Source organism: Peptoniphilus catoniae (assembly GCF_901447155.2).
In the GTDB taxonomy this organism is placed as follows: Bacteria; Bacillota; Clostridia; order Tissierellales; family Peptoniphilaceae; genus Peptoniphilus_E; species Peptoniphilus_E catoniae.
Map to the genome: position 1 here is coordinate 300,283 of NZ_LR588414.1, position 16,257 is coordinate 316,539.

Annotated in this window: 17 protein-coding genes and 2 pseudogenes; 16 read left to right on the forward strand and 3 right to left on the reverse strand. The window is 32.0% G+C overall.

All coding sequences use genetic code 11. From position 1 onward, the window contains the following. The first annotated feature begins 19 nt into the window (after positions 1–19). The 4 genes from PEPCATONIAE_RS04035 (at position 20) to PEPCATONIAE_RS04050 (ending at position 4,815) form a co-directional block, all read left to right on the forward strand. On the forward strand, positions 20–1,870 hold the full coding sequence (locus PEPCATONIAE_RS04035) for a recombinase family protein (RefSeq protein ID WP_246060431.1): 1,851 nt from the start codon (positions 20–22) through the stop codon (positions 1,868–1,870). A 301-nt stretch (positions 1,871–2,171) separates the two neighbouring features. Then, positions 2,172–3,644 carry a HEAT repeat domain-containing protein gene (locus PEPCATONIAE_RS04040; protein WP_138159681.1) on the forward strand — a complete coding sequence of 491 codons (1,473 nt, stop codon included), beginning with the start codon at positions 2,172–2,174 and terminating at the stop codon, positions 3,642–3,644. Positions 3,645–3,694: 50 nt separating this feature from the next. Next, positions 3,695–3,871, forward strand: coding sequence for a sucrose-6-phosphate hydrolase (locus tag PEPCATONIAE_RS04045; RefSeq protein ID WP_066130585.1), 177 nt, complete (start codon positions 3,695–3,697; stop codon positions 3,869–3,871). Next, positions 3,871–4,815 (forward strand): DNA-methyltransferase, encoded by a 945-nt coding sequence (locus tag PEPCATONIAE_RS04050; RefSeq protein ID WP_138159682.1) that lies wholly within the window; start codon positions 3,871–3,873, stop codon positions 4,813–4,815. Before PEPCATONIAE_RS04045 ends, PEPCATONIAE_RS04050 begins: the two co-directional genes overlap by 1 nt. Before the next feature lie 42 nt (positions 4,816–4,857). Here PEPCATONIAE_RS04050 and PEPCATONIAE_RS04055 read toward each other — a convergent pair. Then, a pseudogene (locus PEPCATONIAE_RS04055) lies at positions 4,858–5,391 on the reverse strand (hypothetical protein). 41 nt (positions 5,392–5,432) lie between these two features. Continuing rightward, complete coding sequence (locus PEPCATONIAE_RS04060; protein WP_282957732.1) at positions 5,433–5,648, reverse strand: helix-turn-helix domain-containing protein; 216 nt, start codon at positions 5,646–5,648, stop codon at positions 5,433–5,435. Between the two features lie 196 nt (positions 5,649–5,844). Here PEPCATONIAE_RS04060 and PEPCATONIAE_RS04065 point away from each other — a divergent pair, with 196 nt between their 5' ends. The 9 genes from PEPCATONIAE_RS04065 (at position 5,845) to PEPCATONIAE_RS04100 (ending at position 12,773) form a co-directional block, all read left to right on the forward strand. Further along, a complete protein-coding gene (locus tag PEPCATONIAE_RS04065) occupies positions 5,845–6,144 on the forward strand; it encodes a hypothetical protein (RefSeq protein WP_246060432.1) in 300 nt (99 codons plus the stop codon). Positions 6,145–6,223: 79 nt separating this feature from the next. Further along, positions 6,224–7,378: an AlbA family DNA-binding domain-containing protein gene (locus PEPCATONIAE_RS04070; protein WP_138159684.1), complete on the forward strand. Its 1,155-nt coding sequence runs from the start codon at positions 6,224–6,226 to the stop codon at positions 7,376–7,378. Positions 7,379–7,453: 75 nt separating this feature from the next. Then, positions 7,454–7,753 (forward strand): RNA methyltransferase, encoded by a 300-nt coding sequence (locus PEPCATONIAE_RS04075; protein WP_246060433.1) that lies wholly within the window; start codon positions 7,454–7,456, stop codon positions 7,751–7,753. Between the two features lie 208 nt (positions 7,754–7,961). Next, on the forward strand, positions 7,962–8,576 hold the full coding sequence (locus PEPCATONIAE_RS04080) for a transglutaminase domain-containing protein (RefSeq protein ID WP_138159686.1): 615 nt from the start codon (positions 7,962–7,964) through the stop codon (positions 8,574–8,576). A 297-nt stretch (positions 8,577–8,873) separates the two neighbouring features. Then, the gene (locus PEPCATONIAE_RS04085) at positions 8,874–9,086 is read left to right on the forward strand and encodes a helix-turn-helix domain-containing protein (protein ID WP_138159687.1); all 213 of its coding nucleotides are present in this window, start codon (positions 8,874–8,876) and stop codon (positions 9,084–9,086) included. After that, positions 9,086–9,283, forward strand: coding sequence for a type I restriction-modification system subunit M N-terminal domain-containing protein (locus tag PEPCATONIAE_RS08730; RefSeq protein WP_346265071.1), 198 nt, complete (start codon positions 9,086–9,088; stop codon positions 9,281–9,283). Before PEPCATONIAE_RS04085 ends, PEPCATONIAE_RS08730 begins: the two co-directional genes overlap by 1 nt. 35 nt (positions 9,284–9,318) lie before the next feature. Further along, positions 9,319–10,059 (forward strand): alpha/beta hydrolase, encoded by a 741-nt coding sequence (locus PEPCATONIAE_RS04090; RefSeq protein ID WP_138159688.1) that lies wholly within the window; start codon positions 9,319–9,321, stop codon positions 10,057–10,059. Positions 10,060–10,406: 347 nt separating this feature from the next. Continuing rightward, on the forward strand, positions 10,407–10,682 hold the full coding sequence (locus PEPCATONIAE_RS04095; protein WP_428842295.1) for a DUF6110 family protein: 276 nt from the start codon (positions 10,407–10,409) through the stop codon (positions 10,680–10,682). Between the two features lie 15 nt (positions 10,683–10,697). Beyond that, the gene (locus tag PEPCATONIAE_RS04100) at positions 10,698–12,773 is read left to right on the forward strand and encodes a heavy metal translocating P-type ATPase (RefSeq protein ID WP_138159690.1); all 2,076 of its coding nucleotides are present in this window, start codon (positions 10,698–10,700) and stop codon (positions 12,771–12,773) included. A 183-nt stretch (positions 12,774–12,956) separates the two neighbouring features. Here the strand turns inward: PEPCATONIAE_RS04100 and PEPCATONIAE_RS04105 are convergent, their stop codons facing one another. Continuing rightward, positions 12,957–13,508, reverse strand: coding sequence for a transposase (locus PEPCATONIAE_RS04105; protein ID WP_138159691.1), 552 nt, complete (start codon positions 13,506–13,508; stop codon positions 12,957–12,959). A gap of 87 nt (positions 13,509–13,595) precedes the next feature. Here PEPCATONIAE_RS04105 and PEPCATONIAE_RS04110 point away from each other — a divergent pair. The 3 genes and pseudogenes from PEPCATONIAE_RS04110 (at position 13,596) to PEPCATONIAE_RS04125 (ending at position 16,172) form a co-directional block, all read left to right on the forward strand. Beyond that, positions 13,596–13,800, forward strand: a pseudogene (locus PEPCATONIAE_RS04110) (helix-turn-helix domain-containing protein). Beyond that, positions 13,790–14,521 carry a phosphoenolpyruvate hydrolase family protein gene (locus PEPCATONIAE_RS08590; protein WP_138159692.1) on the forward strand — a complete coding sequence of 244 codons (732 nt, stop codon included), beginning with the start codon at positions 13,790–13,792 and terminating at the stop codon, positions 14,519–14,521. The pseudogene PEPCATONIAE_RS04110 and the gene PEPCATONIAE_RS08590 overlap by 11 nt, the downstream one beginning before the upstream one ends. A 13-nt stretch (positions 14,522–14,534) precedes the next feature. After that, positions 14,535–16,172 (forward strand): recombinase family protein, encoded by a 1,638-nt coding sequence (locus PEPCATONIAE_RS04125; RefSeq protein ID WP_246060434.1) that lies wholly within the window; start codon positions 14,535–14,537, stop codon positions 16,170–16,172. Positions 16,173–16,257: the final 85 nt, after the last annotated feature.

Sequence of the window (16,257 nt, forward strand, 5' to 3'; positions counted from 1 at the left end):
AAAATGGGAAGGAGGTAAAATGAATACTAAAGTAAAATTAATAAAAGCTTCAAATACAGGAGCTAGAAATAGAAATGTACTACATTTAGATTTAAAACGTGTTGCAGCATATTGTCGAGTTAGCACTGATAGTAAAGACCAACTTGAATCATATAAATCGCAAGTTGATTATTATACAAATCTAATAAAAAATAATAAGAATTGGACTCTGGCTGGTATATATGCAGATGAAGCAACAACAGGGACAACTGCTACTAAAAGAGTAGATTTCATGAGGCTAATAAGTGATTGTCAAAATGGAGATATAGACATGATAATTACTAAATCTATATCAAGATTTGCAAGAAATACATTAGATACTTTGAAATATGTAAGGCTTCTAAAGGAAAATAACGTTTGTGTAGTATTTGAAGAAGAAAATATAGATACTTTGACAATGGATGGAGAGTTACTATTAACAATATTAAGTTCAGTAGCTCAACAAGAAGTAGAAAATACCTCAGCCCATGTAAAAAAAGGACTAAAAATGAAAATGGAAAAAGGGGAACTTATTGGTTTTCAAGGTTGCCTTGGATACGATTATGACCCTACAACAAAAAGTATCTCTATAAATGAAGAAGAAGCCAAAATTGTCAGATACATCTTTAAAAGATATTTAGAGGGTAATGGTGGTTCAGTCATTGGCAGGGAATTAGAAGAACAAGGATATCTCACTCCTAGAGGTAAAACGAAATGGTCTGACACTACAGTGTTAGGAATAATTAAAAATGAAAAGTATATTGGAGATATACTAATGGGAAAGACATTCACAGTTGATCCCATAACAAAAAGAAGACTAGCAAACTTTGGTGAATCTGATAAATATCACATTGAAAATCATCACGAGCCAATTATATCAAGAGAAGACTTTGAAAAGGCACAGGAGATTAGACTCAGGAGAGCACAAAACAGAAACACAATTGCTAATAAGGATAGAAAAAGAGAAAAACTATCAAGGCAATATGCTTTTTCAAGTATGCTGGAATGTGGATTTTGTGGAGAAATACTTTCAAGAAGAACTTGGCACACTAGTTCAATTTACAAAAAAATTAATTGGCAATGTGTAAGGTCAACAAAAAAAGGTAAGAAATATTGTCCTCATTCAAAAGGAATACAAGAAGCAGCAATAGAAAAAGCATTTGTTGAAAGCTATAGGCAATTATGCCATGCAGATTCAACAGTAATAGATGACTTTTTAAAAATTGTTGAAGAAGAAATAAATGATAATACTTTAGTCAAAGATTTGAAAAAGTTAGAAAACCAATTAAACAGAATCATTAGTCAAGAAAGAAAGTTAGTTGATCTTCATTTAGAAGATAGTATAGACGAAGAAGTTTATGCTAAAAAGTATAAAAAACTTACAAAACAAAAAGAAGAATTACTTGATGAAAAGAAAACACTAGAGCTAACTATCAAAGATGAAAACTCTATTAAAGAAAGATTAAAGCAATTTAAAAAAGTCTTAGAGAATAGAGAAATTATAGAGGAATTTAACAGAACAGTATTTGAAAGCATAGTTGATAAAGTCGTGGTGGGTAGAATTGACAAAGACGGAACAGTTCATCCTTATGACTTAACATTCTACTTCAAAACAGGATTTAAAGATAGTCAAAATTCTAATAATTTCAAAGATAAAAGAAAAAATGCCAAAGACAATGACATTAATAAATTGTGCTCCCACAAGAATGACGAGGATAAAAATTTATGTTCCCAAGCAAAAGACAACGCATGTGGAGTGCGTTGTATTGATGTCAAAAGTGGGCATAGCAAAGGCATAAAAACCTTTATTTCAAAGGCTTATTTAGGTTCTATCGTTAAATGCTCAGATTAGGTCCGAATATGACATTAATTTTTATCTTTGAATTTGACTTTGTGAGAACTGGTCTATTTGATAGGGTTGACACTAAGGTTTTGATGTCAGATAAAAGTGAACCCTACTGCAAGGGTGGGTTCACTTTTAATGCTAAGAATTACAAAGAACTACGATGTTCTAGTAATACGGTTAAGGGGATATACTAAAATATAAGATAAGCTAAGTTGCTGAAAGAAAGTTATTATTCTTTATAGTTTAGAGCTTGTGCTTTTATACTACATAGTACAAAGGCTTTTTTAGATATTAGAGGAGGAAAAAGATGAATTTTAAAGCAGACTGGAGTTTTCTGGAAAAAATAAGTATGGGGGCTGTTTCGTCTAAAGAGGTTGTACGCCAGCTCAATAGCTGTGGACATAATGTTATTGAGCTTGAGAGATACAGTACATCTAATAAGATTTGGTCAACAAAAATTAAAAGATTAAGATTACCAGATCTTATCTGTCTAAAATGCGGTTGTCGTATTGAATCAAGAGCAAAATCGAAACTGGATGTGAGAATGTCTGATAACGAAAATAATCCTGACAGAAGATGGGATGCGGGCTTGGGTGACCACGATGTTGTTGCATTTATACAGTGTTCTCATGAAGGTGATAATTGGTTCCCTGGAAGCGAAACAAATTATTTCGAAGCAAGAAACATGAGAGCAAGTGTAGGATTTAGTAAATTAGGACCAGCAAAATCTGCCGGAGAAGGTGCCGAAAGGGATCGAATTTGGCCAACTTGCATACCTAAAAAGAATGGTACTGTTAAGGACATTATTGAATCAGATGAAAAATATCAAATTAAGTTAGAGTATGAAGATGGATCAAAATATACATATTCATTGAAAAAAGAAAAGGGCTATCACGTTTATTGTAGTGTAGGGGATATCTTTAAGGCAAACGAGTACATGATAGCTGGTGCTCCAGATGAAAAAAAGGATATGCACACTTGTAGCATTACTTATAATTTTTTGAATGATTTAAGTAGTGATTCGAAAGAAGTTCGTTATGCAGGCGTTAAAGCATTGGGTTATCTTGAAAAGAAGCAAGAATATGTTGATGCATTGTATGATTTAAAAAACCATGAGCAAGATGACAGAATTAAACTGGAAATTTATTCTTCTTTAATTCGATTGGGTGAAGATTTATGGGATGAATTCTATAATTATGCAATGGATTTGGAAGAGCAGATGTATCGATTTGAATATGTCTTAATTTTAGGTGAATTATCCGATGCAGATGTTGCTTCAGATATGTTATGCCGATTGGCATTAGATTCAAGTCTGGATACAGAATTAAGATCTGCTGCTGCATGGGGGATAGCAGTAAAAAACGATTATGTAAAAAAGATAATTGAAATCTCGTCTTGTGACGATGACAATGTGGCGGCTCATGCAATGGCTCATATAATTGAAAATTATGATAACGATCTGATGGAATATTTAGTAGAGAGTATCACTGATGATATTTCTGGTGGTATTGTCTTAAAGATATTAACAGAATCTGAGATGGTAGCTCCGGATAAACTCGTAAATCTATATTCTAATTGTACATCAGAAGATCAAAAAAAATGGTGTTCGATGATTATAGGCTTGCGAGGAAAAGATATGTTTGCCAGTCTGGAGAATGCAATAGAATTGGTTTCAACTGAACGATTTTTGATGATAAAAGACTTGTGGAATTATAGTGAATCATCAGTGGATCAATATAGGAGTGGAGCTATAGATTTTTTGAGAAAACAAAGCTTATAAAGTTGACTTTAGACTAATGTTAGACTATAATTAGTCTGGGAGGTGAAGCTATGCAGAATAGAATATACTTAGATAGTTATGTCCTACAGCAAGATATGAGAGTAAGAATGCCTAAGGCAATACTTGAAAATGTAAAAGCTGAGAAAGGAAAAACTATTTTTGATGTTTTTTATGATTCTGAAGCGGATGAAATTATATTAAAAAAGAAAAAGGAAGGTAATCAGTGATGAGTGGATATTCTACGAATCTTGGTCAGTGCATATGCGGAGATTCATTAGATGAACTCGCAAAGTTTGAAGATGAAAGTATTAACTTAGTAGTAACAAGTCCGCCGTTTGCACTACAAAGAAAAAAAGCATACGGTAATGAGGAACAAGAGAAATATGTTGATTGGCTATGCCAGTTTGCAAGTTTGGTATATAAAAAGCTACGAGAAGACGGAAGTTTTGTTATTGACATAGGTGGTGCGTATGAAAAAGGGGAGCCATCATATAGCTTGTATCAATTTAGAACTCTCATCAAAATGGTTGATGAAATTGGATTCAAATTGGCTCAACCGTTTTATTGGCATAATCCATCGGCTTTACCAGCACCGATTGAATGGGTAAATAAAAGAAAACTTAGAGCAAAGACATCTGTTAATACAGTGTGGTGGCTTTGTAAGAATCCTAGAGAATGTAAGGCGGATGTAAGAAAGGTTTTAACCCCTTATTCAAGCAGGATGCAAAACCTCATAGATCATCCAGAAAATTATATAAAGGGTTCAAGTGTTGAACGTCCATCAGGGCATGTTTTAACTATTGATTCTTGGGCTAAGGATAATGGTGGAGCTATTCCGCCTAATATGCTGCAGTTTCCTAATAGTGAGAGTAATAGCCAATATCTTAGATATTGTAAAAAGTGTGGTGTAAAAGGACACCCAGCAAGATTTCCTATGGCATTACCTGAATTTTTTATAAAATTTTTAACTGACGAGGGTGACTTAGTTGTAGATATATTTGGGGGAAGCAATACAACAGGAATGACAGCTCAGGGATTAGGAAGACGCTGGATGAGTTTTGAATTATCACAAGAATATGTTGCTGCATCGGTGTTTAGATTTGCTCAGAATGAAGATGAAGCAAAGAGAATGTATGATGAAATTTTAAATGGAAATGATGTAACCATATAAAAAAACTCGGTTCAAGATATTTATTGTGAACCGAGGCTTTTTTTATGAGTTAATTGAATCAGGATCAAAGGGATTATTTTCGTTGATTGGAAACACCTTTATTCCGTTTTCGCGCACGTATTTTACAGGGATTTTTGGATTATTTAGGTGTGCCATTGTTTGTAGCTTTTCTTCCCAATGCTGATATAATGGTTCAAGCATAGATGGAGTCATGACATACATTTAAGTAAGTGTTATGCCATGATAGATCGCAAAAGTCCAAGGAACTTGTCTATATTTAGCAATAATGTCGTGTGTGGTATGATGGTTTGTACTAAAGCCGGAGGCTGAAGTCTCTAAATTTATAGATTTCATTTCCCATTCTGTACCGCTTGCTGAAATATAGTCATTACCTTCTCTACCTGGAAGTATAGACATGTTTAGATAAATTAATTGTTGCAGAACTTTTGCTCCATTATCCTGAAATATGTCAGGAATACCATAGGTTTTTGCAAGCTTGTTTAGCTCTGTTAAATTCGCCCATAATCTGTTGATTTTGGCTATTTCGTTTTTGTGATTATCATCGTAAAATGACATAATCGTCCTCCTTATATCTTTATATTAGTTTTGATACAGTATTACTTTTCATCTATCGTTTCAAGAATATCTTCTATATGACAATCTAGGGTTTTACAAATTTTCAGAAGAATATCTGTGGTAATATTGCTGCCTTTTCCAAGTTTGGCAATAGAAGCTGAGTTGATTCCGGCAAATTCCTGTAAATCTTTGCGATACATATTCTTGTCAATTAATAACTTCCATAACTTGTTATAGCTAATTTTTTTATAGTTTATTTAAATTATCTATGTTTAAATTATCTATGTTTAAATTATCTATTCATCATCATATCAAAGTGTTGTCCTTGCCCTATATGACAGAAAATGTTTTCAAAGACCCGAAAGCAATGAATTAAAAGAAATAATAAGAGAAAATATAGAAAAAGCCATCACAGGTGATGGAAGTAGGCAGATAGAAGAAATAGACAAAGAAATGCTGGCGGTTCAAGAAGAACTTTTAAAAGTTGCTAATGCCAAAAAAGACTACACAGACCTTACAGACAGGGTGGAAGAATTAAGAAATAAAAAAGAAAAGATACTACTAGATATGGCAGAAGAGAAGAATGAACAAAGCAGGCTAAAGGAATTAGAAGAGTTTTTAGACAATCAAGAATTAGAAATAGAAAGATACGATGAAGACTTGGTAAGGAAACTTATAGAGAAGATTATAGTTTATGAAGAAATGTTTAAAGTAATTTTTAAATCTGGACTTGAAGTAGAGATTAATCAGTAAACAGCTCCTATTATTGGGCTGTTTTTTCTTTGCCTACAAATGATATAATATAAATAATAAATATTTGTGGAGAAGGTATATGGTTGAACTAGAAGAAATATTGGAATTGATGAATCTTAGGCAGGAAGGTGGGCACTGGGATTTTAAGAAAGAATGGTATAAATCTGATAATAAAGGAAAGCAAGACTTACTTCATGATATTATTTGCATGTCTAATAATTTAGATAGTAGAGATGCTTTTATAATAATAGGTGTCAACGAAGATGATAATTATAATCTTAGAGATGTGAGTGAAGACAATGGAAGAAAAAACACTCAAAACATAGTTGATTTTCTAAAAGACAAAAAATTCGCAGGTGGTTTAAGGCCAACGGTATATGTAAAAAGCTATCAAATATCAGGTAAAACAATTGATGTAATTGTGATATTGAATGACAATAACACGCCATATTATTTGACAGATAACTTTCAGGGAATTAGGGCAAATTATATTTACACTAGAATTCAAGATACTAACACACCTATAGATAGATCAGCAGATATAGATAAAGTTGAATTCTTATGGAGAAAAAGACTCGGATTAACTCAAACAGTTTTAGAAAGATTTGAGATTTATCTTGAGGACTATGAAAATTGGAATGATGGTCCATATGGTGAAATGCAAAAGTATTATAAATATTTTCCTGAGTTTACGATAGAATACATGTCTGCAAAAGATGGTAGAGATGGTTATGAATACTATTTATTTTCCCAAACAGATTCAAGTCCACATTGGTATGACATACAATTTAAATATCATCAGACTCTTTTAAAAGAGTTACTTGGAGTCGCCTTAGATGGAGGAAGATATTTTACACCATGTCCGGAAATAGCTGGTATTACTCTAGATAAAACAAAAAATTATAATTGGGACTTTTCCTATAGGTACTTTACAAAAGGAACTTTTAAATACAAGTTAAATGAGTTTTTCTACTTGCAAGAAAGTTTTAGTGAGGAGTACTCTAGAATGGAATTTTTCGAGGTTGTTCTTTTGTTTGAAACAGAAAACGAACGTATGGAATTTGAGAAATTTGTAAGGAGAAATTGGGATAAAAGAGATATGTATTTGAATAATGTATATATGCCGCATATTCCTAATTTACCTAATTACAAAGAGGGAGCTTTTATAGAAGAGTATGAAAACGCATTAGTTTTAAATAAAATGTTAAGTGAGTTTAGAAATAACCAAAACTAGATATGTTCCCACATACGAGGATTTTGAAAAATTTCAAAATTTATCCATACTGTACTCTCAAGCCATATGGAGACGGTGGCATTATTGTCCAAACTAAATACAAAATACCATTTAGATATAGAAATAGGTGAAGATGAATTATCTGAAATTGACTTTTCAAAAGATGCAACGTACGGAGAAATTAAAAAATTTGTATTAGATAAATATGGACTAAAAGTTTCAAGCCTATATATTGCACAAGTAAAAAGGAAACATGGTCTAATAGAAAGAGAAAACTACAATATTAGCAAGAAAGAAAATCAAAGAGTACCAAATTGCCCAGAAGAGAAAGAAAAAGCAATAGAAGATGCTCTTAAGTATTTTGGAATGATTTAAATAATATTTAAGATTGAGAATTTTAAAATTAAGATATTAAAAACTTTAAGATTAAAAAGATATGTACTTCTTATACCACCTAAGAAGATTAATTTAAAAGTAGGGGAACTATGACGATAAAATGTAAAATTTTAACAACTAAAGAAGAATTGGGCATTATTACCAAAGAGGTTTTTATGAAGTTAAAGATGAAGAATGCTACAAGCCTGTGGTTGTTAAGATAGATGAAGGATTAAAGAACTTTTTAGAAGAAATCGAAATGAGGGATGGAATTGATAAACAATTTATAATCCCAGACAGTTCAACCTTAAACAATCTTTTAGTTGTGAGGGTTGAAGATATAAAAAACAAAGGCGATTATTATGAATGTGAGCTTTTAGCTCAACTCTTTGCAGAGAAGTACCTTTTTAAGGAATTAATGGAAATGGAAGAGAAGATAAAAGAACAAACAAAAAGCTTAACCGAATTAGAAAAGTTAAAATACCTGCATGCTTTCATTACTGACAACATAAGTTATGACAAGGAGCATAGGTCAAGATCAGCTTTAGCTGCTGCCATTACCTATAAAGGAACCTGCACCGCCTTTGCCCAACTATTTCTAATCTTAGGAGAAGCTATAGGATTAAAAGTTGGTTGTATAAATAGCAAAATTTTAAAACACAGATGGAATTATGTGGTTATTGAAGATACCACCTATTACATTGACGAGACTTTTAATGTTATAAACAATGAATCAAAGAGACTATTCTTTCAAACCACCCCAATCCATTTAGAAAAAGCACCAAACCAAGGGATTGCGGTAGCACACAATGCGTATAGATAGATTTTATGTTTATAAGTGATGAGTTTTCAAGGAATATAAAAATTTATACTAAGGCAAATAGAAAGATTAAAGGCATATTGTAAATCTCATTAAAACCAGAATGAGCATAGCAGAAGTAAAGAGAGATAAAGATGGGCGGTCCACGTACTGCCTTTATTTTTTTGCTTAAAAATATTATATTAATACATGAATTTGAAACAAAGTATGAACATATAGTATAATAAAATAAATGAAAAATTCATAAAAGCGTAAGTTTGATATATATAATAAAAGTAAATTTGGTTAAGGATGGTAATGATGAAAATTAATTATAACGGTTTGTGGAAAGCCTTGATAGATAAGAATATGAATAAAAAAGACTTAATGGAAAAAGTAGATCTATCGCCTGCAACAGTAGCGAAAATGACCAAAGGCGAATTTGTTAGCATGCAGGTGCTATACAGAATCTGCAAAAATTTAGATGTGGATTTTAAGGATATTATTGCAATGGAAAAGAAAGAAAGTATGTAATGAACAATCAAAGATTAAATGCATCAGAATACACAAAATTTGTTAATTTTATTTGGTCAATTGCGGATGATTGTCTAAGAGATGTATTTGTAAGAGGTAAATACAGAGATATCATTTTGCCGATGACAGCAATTAGAAGGTTTGATTCTGTAATAGAACCAAAGAAAAAAGCAAATTATCGCTTGAATTTAATTTGACATATATAATTCATTAATTGTATAGAGAGGTTGACATGAATTTTTTAGATATAAATAACGAAAATAAAAATGTTGTACTTCTTATCCATCCCATATCTTTTACTCCACAAGGGATGAAGGAAATGGTGGCAGATCAAATGTCAAAAGACTACAGGTACATTATTCCGGAGTTATCCAGCCATGGAGACTCCACAGAAATATTTGAATCAGCAGAATCTGAGGCGGAGAAAATAGCAGAACTTCTGATAAGAAACAATATAGTAGAAATGGATCTTGCATTTGCAGCATCCCTTGGAGGAGCATTGCTTCTACATCTTTTAAATGACAAGAGAATAAAGATTAAGAAATGTGTCTTTGAAGGTTGTAGCCTTACGCAGAAGGCGAGATTCTTAGAGATGATCGCCAGAAAAACTATTCTTGGATACCATAAAAGATCTAAGGTGGATAGAAACTATCCTCTTCATTTAATAGCAGAAAAGACAGGAGAAGAATTGGCAGAGATAATTGCAGATACATTTATCGGATTAGACGATGAAAGCATCAAAAATATCATTCGTAGCTGCGCCTTTGTAAATGTGCCTAATCTATCTCATGAAGATCAAGAGAAGTGCATATTTTGCTACGGATCTGAGGATAATAATTTAAAATACGCAAAAAAACTCATAAAAAAAAGACTTCCTGGATCCAAACTAAAAATCTGGGAAGGATACAACCACTGCGAAAAGATTGAAAAAGATAACGAAGCTTACGGCAGATTTTTGGAAAACGAAATATAGATTAGATTAAAATAATTTTTGATTAAAAGCATCTACACTGTAGATCCTTTTTATTTTTATAAATCAAATTTTAATCTGTCTCATTAAAAATTATTAGAAGTAAAATTATAATATTTGACATATTTTTATAATATTTTTTCTAACTATTATGTAAAAAGAACAAAATGTTATGAATATCCCTTTGTAAAATAATTTTGATAATGTGCAAACTCCATTAAAAGATAATTACATTATCAAAAATATATTTTGAGAGTGATTTTTTTTAAATTAGGGTATACAATATAGTATGGAGTAGGATAGTTAAAAATATTGAAAGTACAAATTTAAAATAAAAAGGAGAGATTATATTGAAAAGAAGATTATTAAATTTAGGAGTAGGCTTTGTAGTAGGAGCAATAGGTGGCAAAGTTTTAGCCTCACAAACAGTTAAGAAGTTAGCAGTAAACACAGTAGCCGGAGGACTTAAAATAAAAGACGAAATCGACAAGACTGTTGAAAATGTAAAAGTATCTACTGAAGATATCATCGCTGAAGCTAAAGTTAAAAAAGCTGAAGCTGAAAAGAAAGAAGCTGAAAAGAAAGCTACTTTAGATATCGAAAAAGTAGCTGAAGAAGTTAAATAATTTAAGCAAAGTAAGATGATAGCAAGTATTGTTAGTAGAACCCATGGCAGATGCCGTTTCAATTACGAAGGCGTGCTAAGGGATTCTGATGTAAACAAAATTAAATACAAAGTCGAAAAATTGGCAGGGGTTAAATTTTGTAAAGTTTCACCCCTTGCAAATTCCATTATTGTAAACTACGAAGAAGAATATCTACCCAATATTGCAAGATTTATTATGAATCTTGACTTAGAAGAGTTAGCGGATTTTGAAATAGATGATGCGGACTTCGTGCCTCAAGATGGAAGAGAACTATTCCATATCTTGCGTGATGCAATGTATAGAAGAATATTCTTTGCTCATATTTTGCCAATGCCACTTAGACCAATATGGGTTGTAATGAAGGCTGTTCCATACATCAAGGCTGGACTCAAGAGTCTAAGAGAAGGCAAGTTAAACGTAAATGTTCTAGATGCAACAGCAATCGGAGTATCAATTCTAGATTGTGAATTTGCAGATTCAGGCAACATCATGTTCCTACTTGGGCTCGGCGAAGAACTTGAAGAATACACCCTTAAAAAATCAAAAGAAAATCTAGCCCAATCACTTAAACTAAACGTAGATAAAGTATTAGTAGTAGATGGAAATAAGAAGTATTTAAAAAATCTTGAAGAGATAGAAATAGGCGATCTTGTAGAAGTTAGTATGGGATACACGATCCCTGTTGACGGCGAAATCATAAGAGGATTTGGAATGGTAAATGAAGCTTCTCTTACAGGAGAGTCATTGCCGGTTAAGAAGACTGAAGGCAGCACAGTATTCGCAGGAACAGTATTAGAAGAAGGAGTCATCCTTGTAAAGACAATTAAAAAGTACGATGACTCAAGGATTAACCATATAATAGAACTAATTGGTGAAAGTGAAAAGAATAAATCACTAGCTGAAAAGAAAGCAGAATCCATGGCAGACTCTATGGTTAAGTATTCATTCTTAGGAGCTGTAGCAACCTACCTACTAACCAGGAACTTTATAAAGGCAAAATCATTCTTGATGGTAGACTTTTCATGTGCCCTTAAGTTGACTATACCAATAGCGACCATGAAGGCGATATCATCCGCATCGGAAAGAGGCATCCTTGTAAAAGGCGGAAGATATTTAGAAAAGTTAGCCCAAGCAGATTCAATAATATTTGACAAGACAGGTACTATTACCAAGTCACAACCAACGGTAGAAAAGGTAATTGCATTCTATGACTACGACGAAGATGAGTGTCTAAGAATAGCAGCTTGTCTAGAAGAACATTTCCCACATTCTATTGCAAATGCGGTAGTAAAAGCAGCTAAAGACAAAAATTTAAATCATGATGAAATGCACTCAAAACCAGAATATATAATTGCCCACGGAATAAGATCTAAGATAGAAGACAAAGAAGCTCTCATAGGATCAGCTCACTTTATATTAGAAGATGAAAAGATTGAGATAGACGAAGAACAAAAGAAGAAAATCGAAAAGCTAAAAGAAGACTATTCACTTCTATACCTAGCCTACGATGAAAAACTAATCGCTGTCATCTGTATAGACGACCCAATACGTGAAGATGCAAAATATACAATAGAAGCACTTAGAGCATTAGGAATCAAGAGAATAGCTATGCTTACAGGAGATGCAGAAAACTCAGCAAGAGCAGTGGCAGAAAAATTAGAACTAGATTATTATGAGTCACAAGTTCTTCCAGAAGACAAGAAAAACTATGTAGACAAAGAAAAAGCTATGGGAAGAACAGTAGTTATGATTGGAGATGGCATCAACGACTCCATCGCTCTATCTTCAGCAGACGTAGGAATTTCTATGCATGCTGGATCAGATATAGCCAAAGAAATTGCAGACACCTCAATCAAATCAGACTCACTAAAGGAATTAATAGACGTTATAAAGATAGCCAAAGCACTAGAAAAGAGAGTACACAAGAATTACAGAGAAATAATCAGTTTCAATGGAGCGCTTGTAATTTTAGGAGTGTTTGGATATTTGACCAACACAAAATCAGCATTCTTACACAATGCTTCTACTGTTGCAATAGCAGGAAGAAGTATGAGGGATTATAGAATCTAAGAAAAAATGGCTCTATGTCATCAAATATTGGGGAGGCTCGTTCATTTGAGTCTCTCTTTTAATGTAAAAATCAACCACTTACACATAAAAAACCAAAAACATAAAATAACAAAAAAATAACTAAAAATAAACATAGCAAATAAAACCCCAGGGGTTTTGCAAATTTTCCCGTTTTCCTAATCGCTATTTACAAGAAAACATAATTCTCTTTCTAAACAAGTTAAAACTTCTAATACCGAAACAATTTCTCTTTAATGTTTTTATCTTAGTATGAGTTCCTTCTAGAGGACAATTGGTCCAAGGATAATCAAATGAATTATACATCTCTAAAAACCAGTTGTTAAAGGCTGTTATACATGAATTAAATTCTTTTAAATTAGATTCTTTTGCTCTTCTTATCCACTCTCTTAAAGCTTTAGATGCTCTAATTTTGTTAGGCTGAGTAAGTACATATTGATAAAACAGTTCCTTTGACCTATATGCTAGTTTTAAATCGTCGTTTAATTCTAACATTAAAGATACTTCATTAGCTTGTTCAGAGGTTAGCTTAAATGCGGGCTTTGTGAGTAAACTCTTGCTTCTTTTAAAATACTTTCTTAGCTTTGATGAGATATTCTTTTGAATTCTTTTTCTAATATTTTCTAATGACCACGATAAATGTATATGGAGATAGATATATATCGGCAGTCTTCGGACTGCCTTTATTTTTTTGCTTAGTTTAACGCAGTAAATCATATAATTGAAAGGAATTTGTGTTATTTGCTATAATTAGGTAGTTAATTTATACATTTAGAAAGGTAAAATATAGAATTGGAGAATGATATGGGATTTTCATATAATAAGTTATGGAAGTTATTAATAGATAAAAATATGAAAAAAACAGACTTACAATGTGCAATCGCAACTACACCAAGACAATAGCAAAAATGGAAGCTTGGAAACATTAGGGAAGATTTGTGAGTATTTTCAATGTGATATTGGAGATATTATTGGATATAAGAATGAGGTCAAGTTAAATGATAAATAATGTTCTTACTTATATATTATTATTTTCATCAGCGGGAGTAGGATGCTATGGATTTAAACAAGAGGGATTTGAATGTTTAGCAACGAATGAAATTATTGATAGACGTTTAGAAATTCAAAGAATAAATAAAAAATGTAAATTCGATAGTGGTTATATAAGTGGAGATATTCAGAGACAGGAAACTAAAGATAAGATTTCAAATGAAATCAAGCTTTGGGAAAAACTTGGTAATGATAATATTGATATTATTATTGCGACTCCCCCTTGCCAGGGAATGAGTGTAGCTAATCACAAGAAAAACAAGAGCGATTTACAAAGGAATAGTTTAATAGTTGATATGTTGACCTGTCCATACGTTTTCGATCCAGAACAAGCTAGAGCCATGGCAGAAGCGGGAGCAGATATTCTTGTTGCTCACATGGGTCTTACAACAAAAGGACCAATTGGAGCTGAAACAGCAGTTACATTAGATGATTGTTGCGTAAAAATCCGTGAAATTATTGCAGCAGGTAGAGAAGTAAATCCAGACATATTAGTAATTTGTCATGGTGGTCCAATTGCAGATCCAGAAGATGCAGAATATGTAATTAAAAATGTTCCAGAAATTGATGGATTCTTCGGAGCATCATCAATTGAAAGACTTGCATCAGAAAGAGGAATGACAGCTCAAGCTTCAGCATTTAAAGCAATTGAAAAAGAAAAAAGCGTATGTATATACTAGGGTGTCAACATCTATGCAAATTGACGGCTATTCACTTGATGCCCAGGAAGAACGAATAAAGCAGTATGCAAAAGCTTATGATATAGAAATAATACAAACCTATAAAGATGCTGGAAAATCAGGAACATCTATTACAGGTAGAAATGAATTCATAGCTATGCTTAATGATATAGAAGCTGAAAAAGATAAAGTTGATTATGTAATGGTTTTTAAATTATCTAGATTTGGAAGAAATGCAGCGGATGTATTGCAGTCATTGCAAGTCATGGAAAATCATAATGTAAATCTGATTTGTGTTGATGATAGTTTAGACAGCTCTAAAGATTCTGGAAAACTTGTTATAACAATTCTATCGGCAGTAGCAGAAATGGAACGTGAAAATATACTTTCTCAAACTATGGAAGGAAGGAAACAAAAGGCAAGAGAAGGAAAATGGAATGGTGGTTTTGCTCCAATTGGCTATTCATTAGATAATGGAGAATTAGTTGTTAATGAAGATGAAGCTAAAGCAGTAAGGATGATTTTTGATTTATATGCTAATTCAGATATGGGAGCCAATGGAGTATCTAAGTATTTAGTTTCTTTAGGTATTAATAAACCTATAAGACAAAATGGCAAGAATCCATATTTTTCAGCTAGTTTAATAAGACAAATATTGGATAATCCCGTATATAATGGGAAAATTGCATATGGAAGAAGAAAAACGATTAAAGATAAAAATACTGGTAAAATTAAATTAGAAAAATCTGATCATTATATTATAGCTCAAGGAAATCATGAACCTTTAATTGACGATGAGTTATGGAATACAGTTCAGGAAAAAAGAAAATCTCAAGCTAAAAAGTATGAGAAGATAAATAGAGGAAAAGATGAGAGAGTTCATATCTTATCAAATCTAATAAAATGCCCATATTGTAGTGCTGGTTTATATGGAAATAAAAGCCGTAAACGTAATAAAAACAAAGAAGGAGAGCATTACAAAGATTATTACTATTACGGATGTAAACATCGACAAATGATGAATGGACATAAATGTACTTTTAATAAACAAATTAGGGCTGAATTAATTGAAAAAGAAGTGGAAACAATAATTACTCAAATAGTTAGTAATCCTACTTTTGCCAAAAAAATTGAAGAAAAAATCAATATTCAAATAGACACAAAAGAAATTGATGAAGTTATTAATAAACACTTAGCGAAGATTAGGCAATTAACAGGTACAAAAGCATCACTAATTAATCAAATAGACTCTTTAAATTTTGAAGATAAACATTATGATAGAAAATACACTGATTTAAATCTTAGACTTGATGCTATATATGACCAGTTAGAATATGCAGAAATGCAGTTAAATGATAGTGGAAAAAGGAAAGAGGCGATCCTTGAAGAAAAAATAACCTCTGATAATATTTATAAAATTATTGTTAATTTTAATAGCCTTTATACAGTCCTTTCAGATATCGACAAAAAGAGATTACTTAATGAATTGATAGAAGAAATTCAAATCTATGACGAAAAAACAGAAAAAGACACTTGGATAAAGTCGGTTGTTTTCAAGCTTCCGCTTATAGATTATGACCTTGATTATAGTTTGGACAAAATAGGTAATGTCGAGAGTGTAGCATTGATGTCAAAAGTAGAAGGAAAATAGCCGCGAAAACCTAAGTATACTGTATAATAGAAAAAAGGATAGAATACGAAAAATCATTTTGATAAATTAGAAATTAAAAGGATAC

Coding starts and splice junctions, on each gene's coding strand:
- PEPCATONIAE_RS04085 (WP_138159687.1), top strand. CDS start 8,874: ATGAAAATTAATTATAACGGTTTGTGGAAAGCCTTGATAGATAAGAAT.
- PEPCATONIAE_RS04105 (WP_138159691.1), bottom strand. CDS start 13,508: ATGATTTACTGCGTTAAACTAAGCAAAAAAATAAAGGCAGTCCGAAGA.
- PEPCATONIAE_RS04040 (WP_138159681.1), top strand. CDS start 2,172: ATGAATTTTAAAGCAGACTGGAGTTTTCTGGAAAAAATAAGTATGGGG.
- PEPCATONIAE_RS04090 (WP_138159688.1), top strand. CDS start 9,319: ATGAATTTTTTAGATATAAATAACGAAAATAAAAATGTTGTACTTCTT.
- PEPCATONIAE_RS04125 (WP_246060434.1), top strand. CDS start 14,535: ATGCAAATTGACGGCTATTCACTTGATGCCCAGGAAGAACGAATAAAG.
- PEPCATONIAE_RS04045 (WP_066130585.1), top strand. CDS start 3,695: ATGCAGAATAGAATATACTTAGATAGTTATGTCCTACAGCAAGATATG.
- PEPCATONIAE_RS04035 (WP_246060431.1), top strand. CDS start 20: ATGAATACTAAAGTAAAATTAATAAAAGCTTCAAATACAGGAGCTAGA.
- PEPCATONIAE_RS04065 (WP_246060432.1), top strand. CDS start 5,845: ATGCTGGCGGTTCAAGAAGAACTTTTAAAAGTTGCTAATGCCAAAAAA.
- PEPCATONIAE_RS08590 (WP_138159692.1), top strand. CDS start 13,790: ATGATAAATAATGTTCTTACTTATATATTATTATTTTCATCAGCGGGA.
- PEPCATONIAE_RS08730 (WP_346265071.1), top strand. CDS start 9,086: ATGAACAATCAAAGATTAAATGCATCAGAATACACAAAATTTGTTAAT.
- PEPCATONIAE_RS04100 (WP_138159690.1), top strand. CDS start 10,698: ATGATAGCAAGTATTGTTAGTAGAACCCATGGCAGATGCCGTTTCAAT.
- PEPCATONIAE_RS04070 (WP_138159684.1), top strand. CDS start 6,224: ATGGTTGAACTAGAAGAAATATTGGAATTGATGAATCTTAGGCAGGAA.
- PEPCATONIAE_RS04050 (WP_138159682.1), top strand. CDS start 3,871: ATGAGTGGATATTCTACGAATCTTGGTCAGTGCATATGCGGAGATTCA.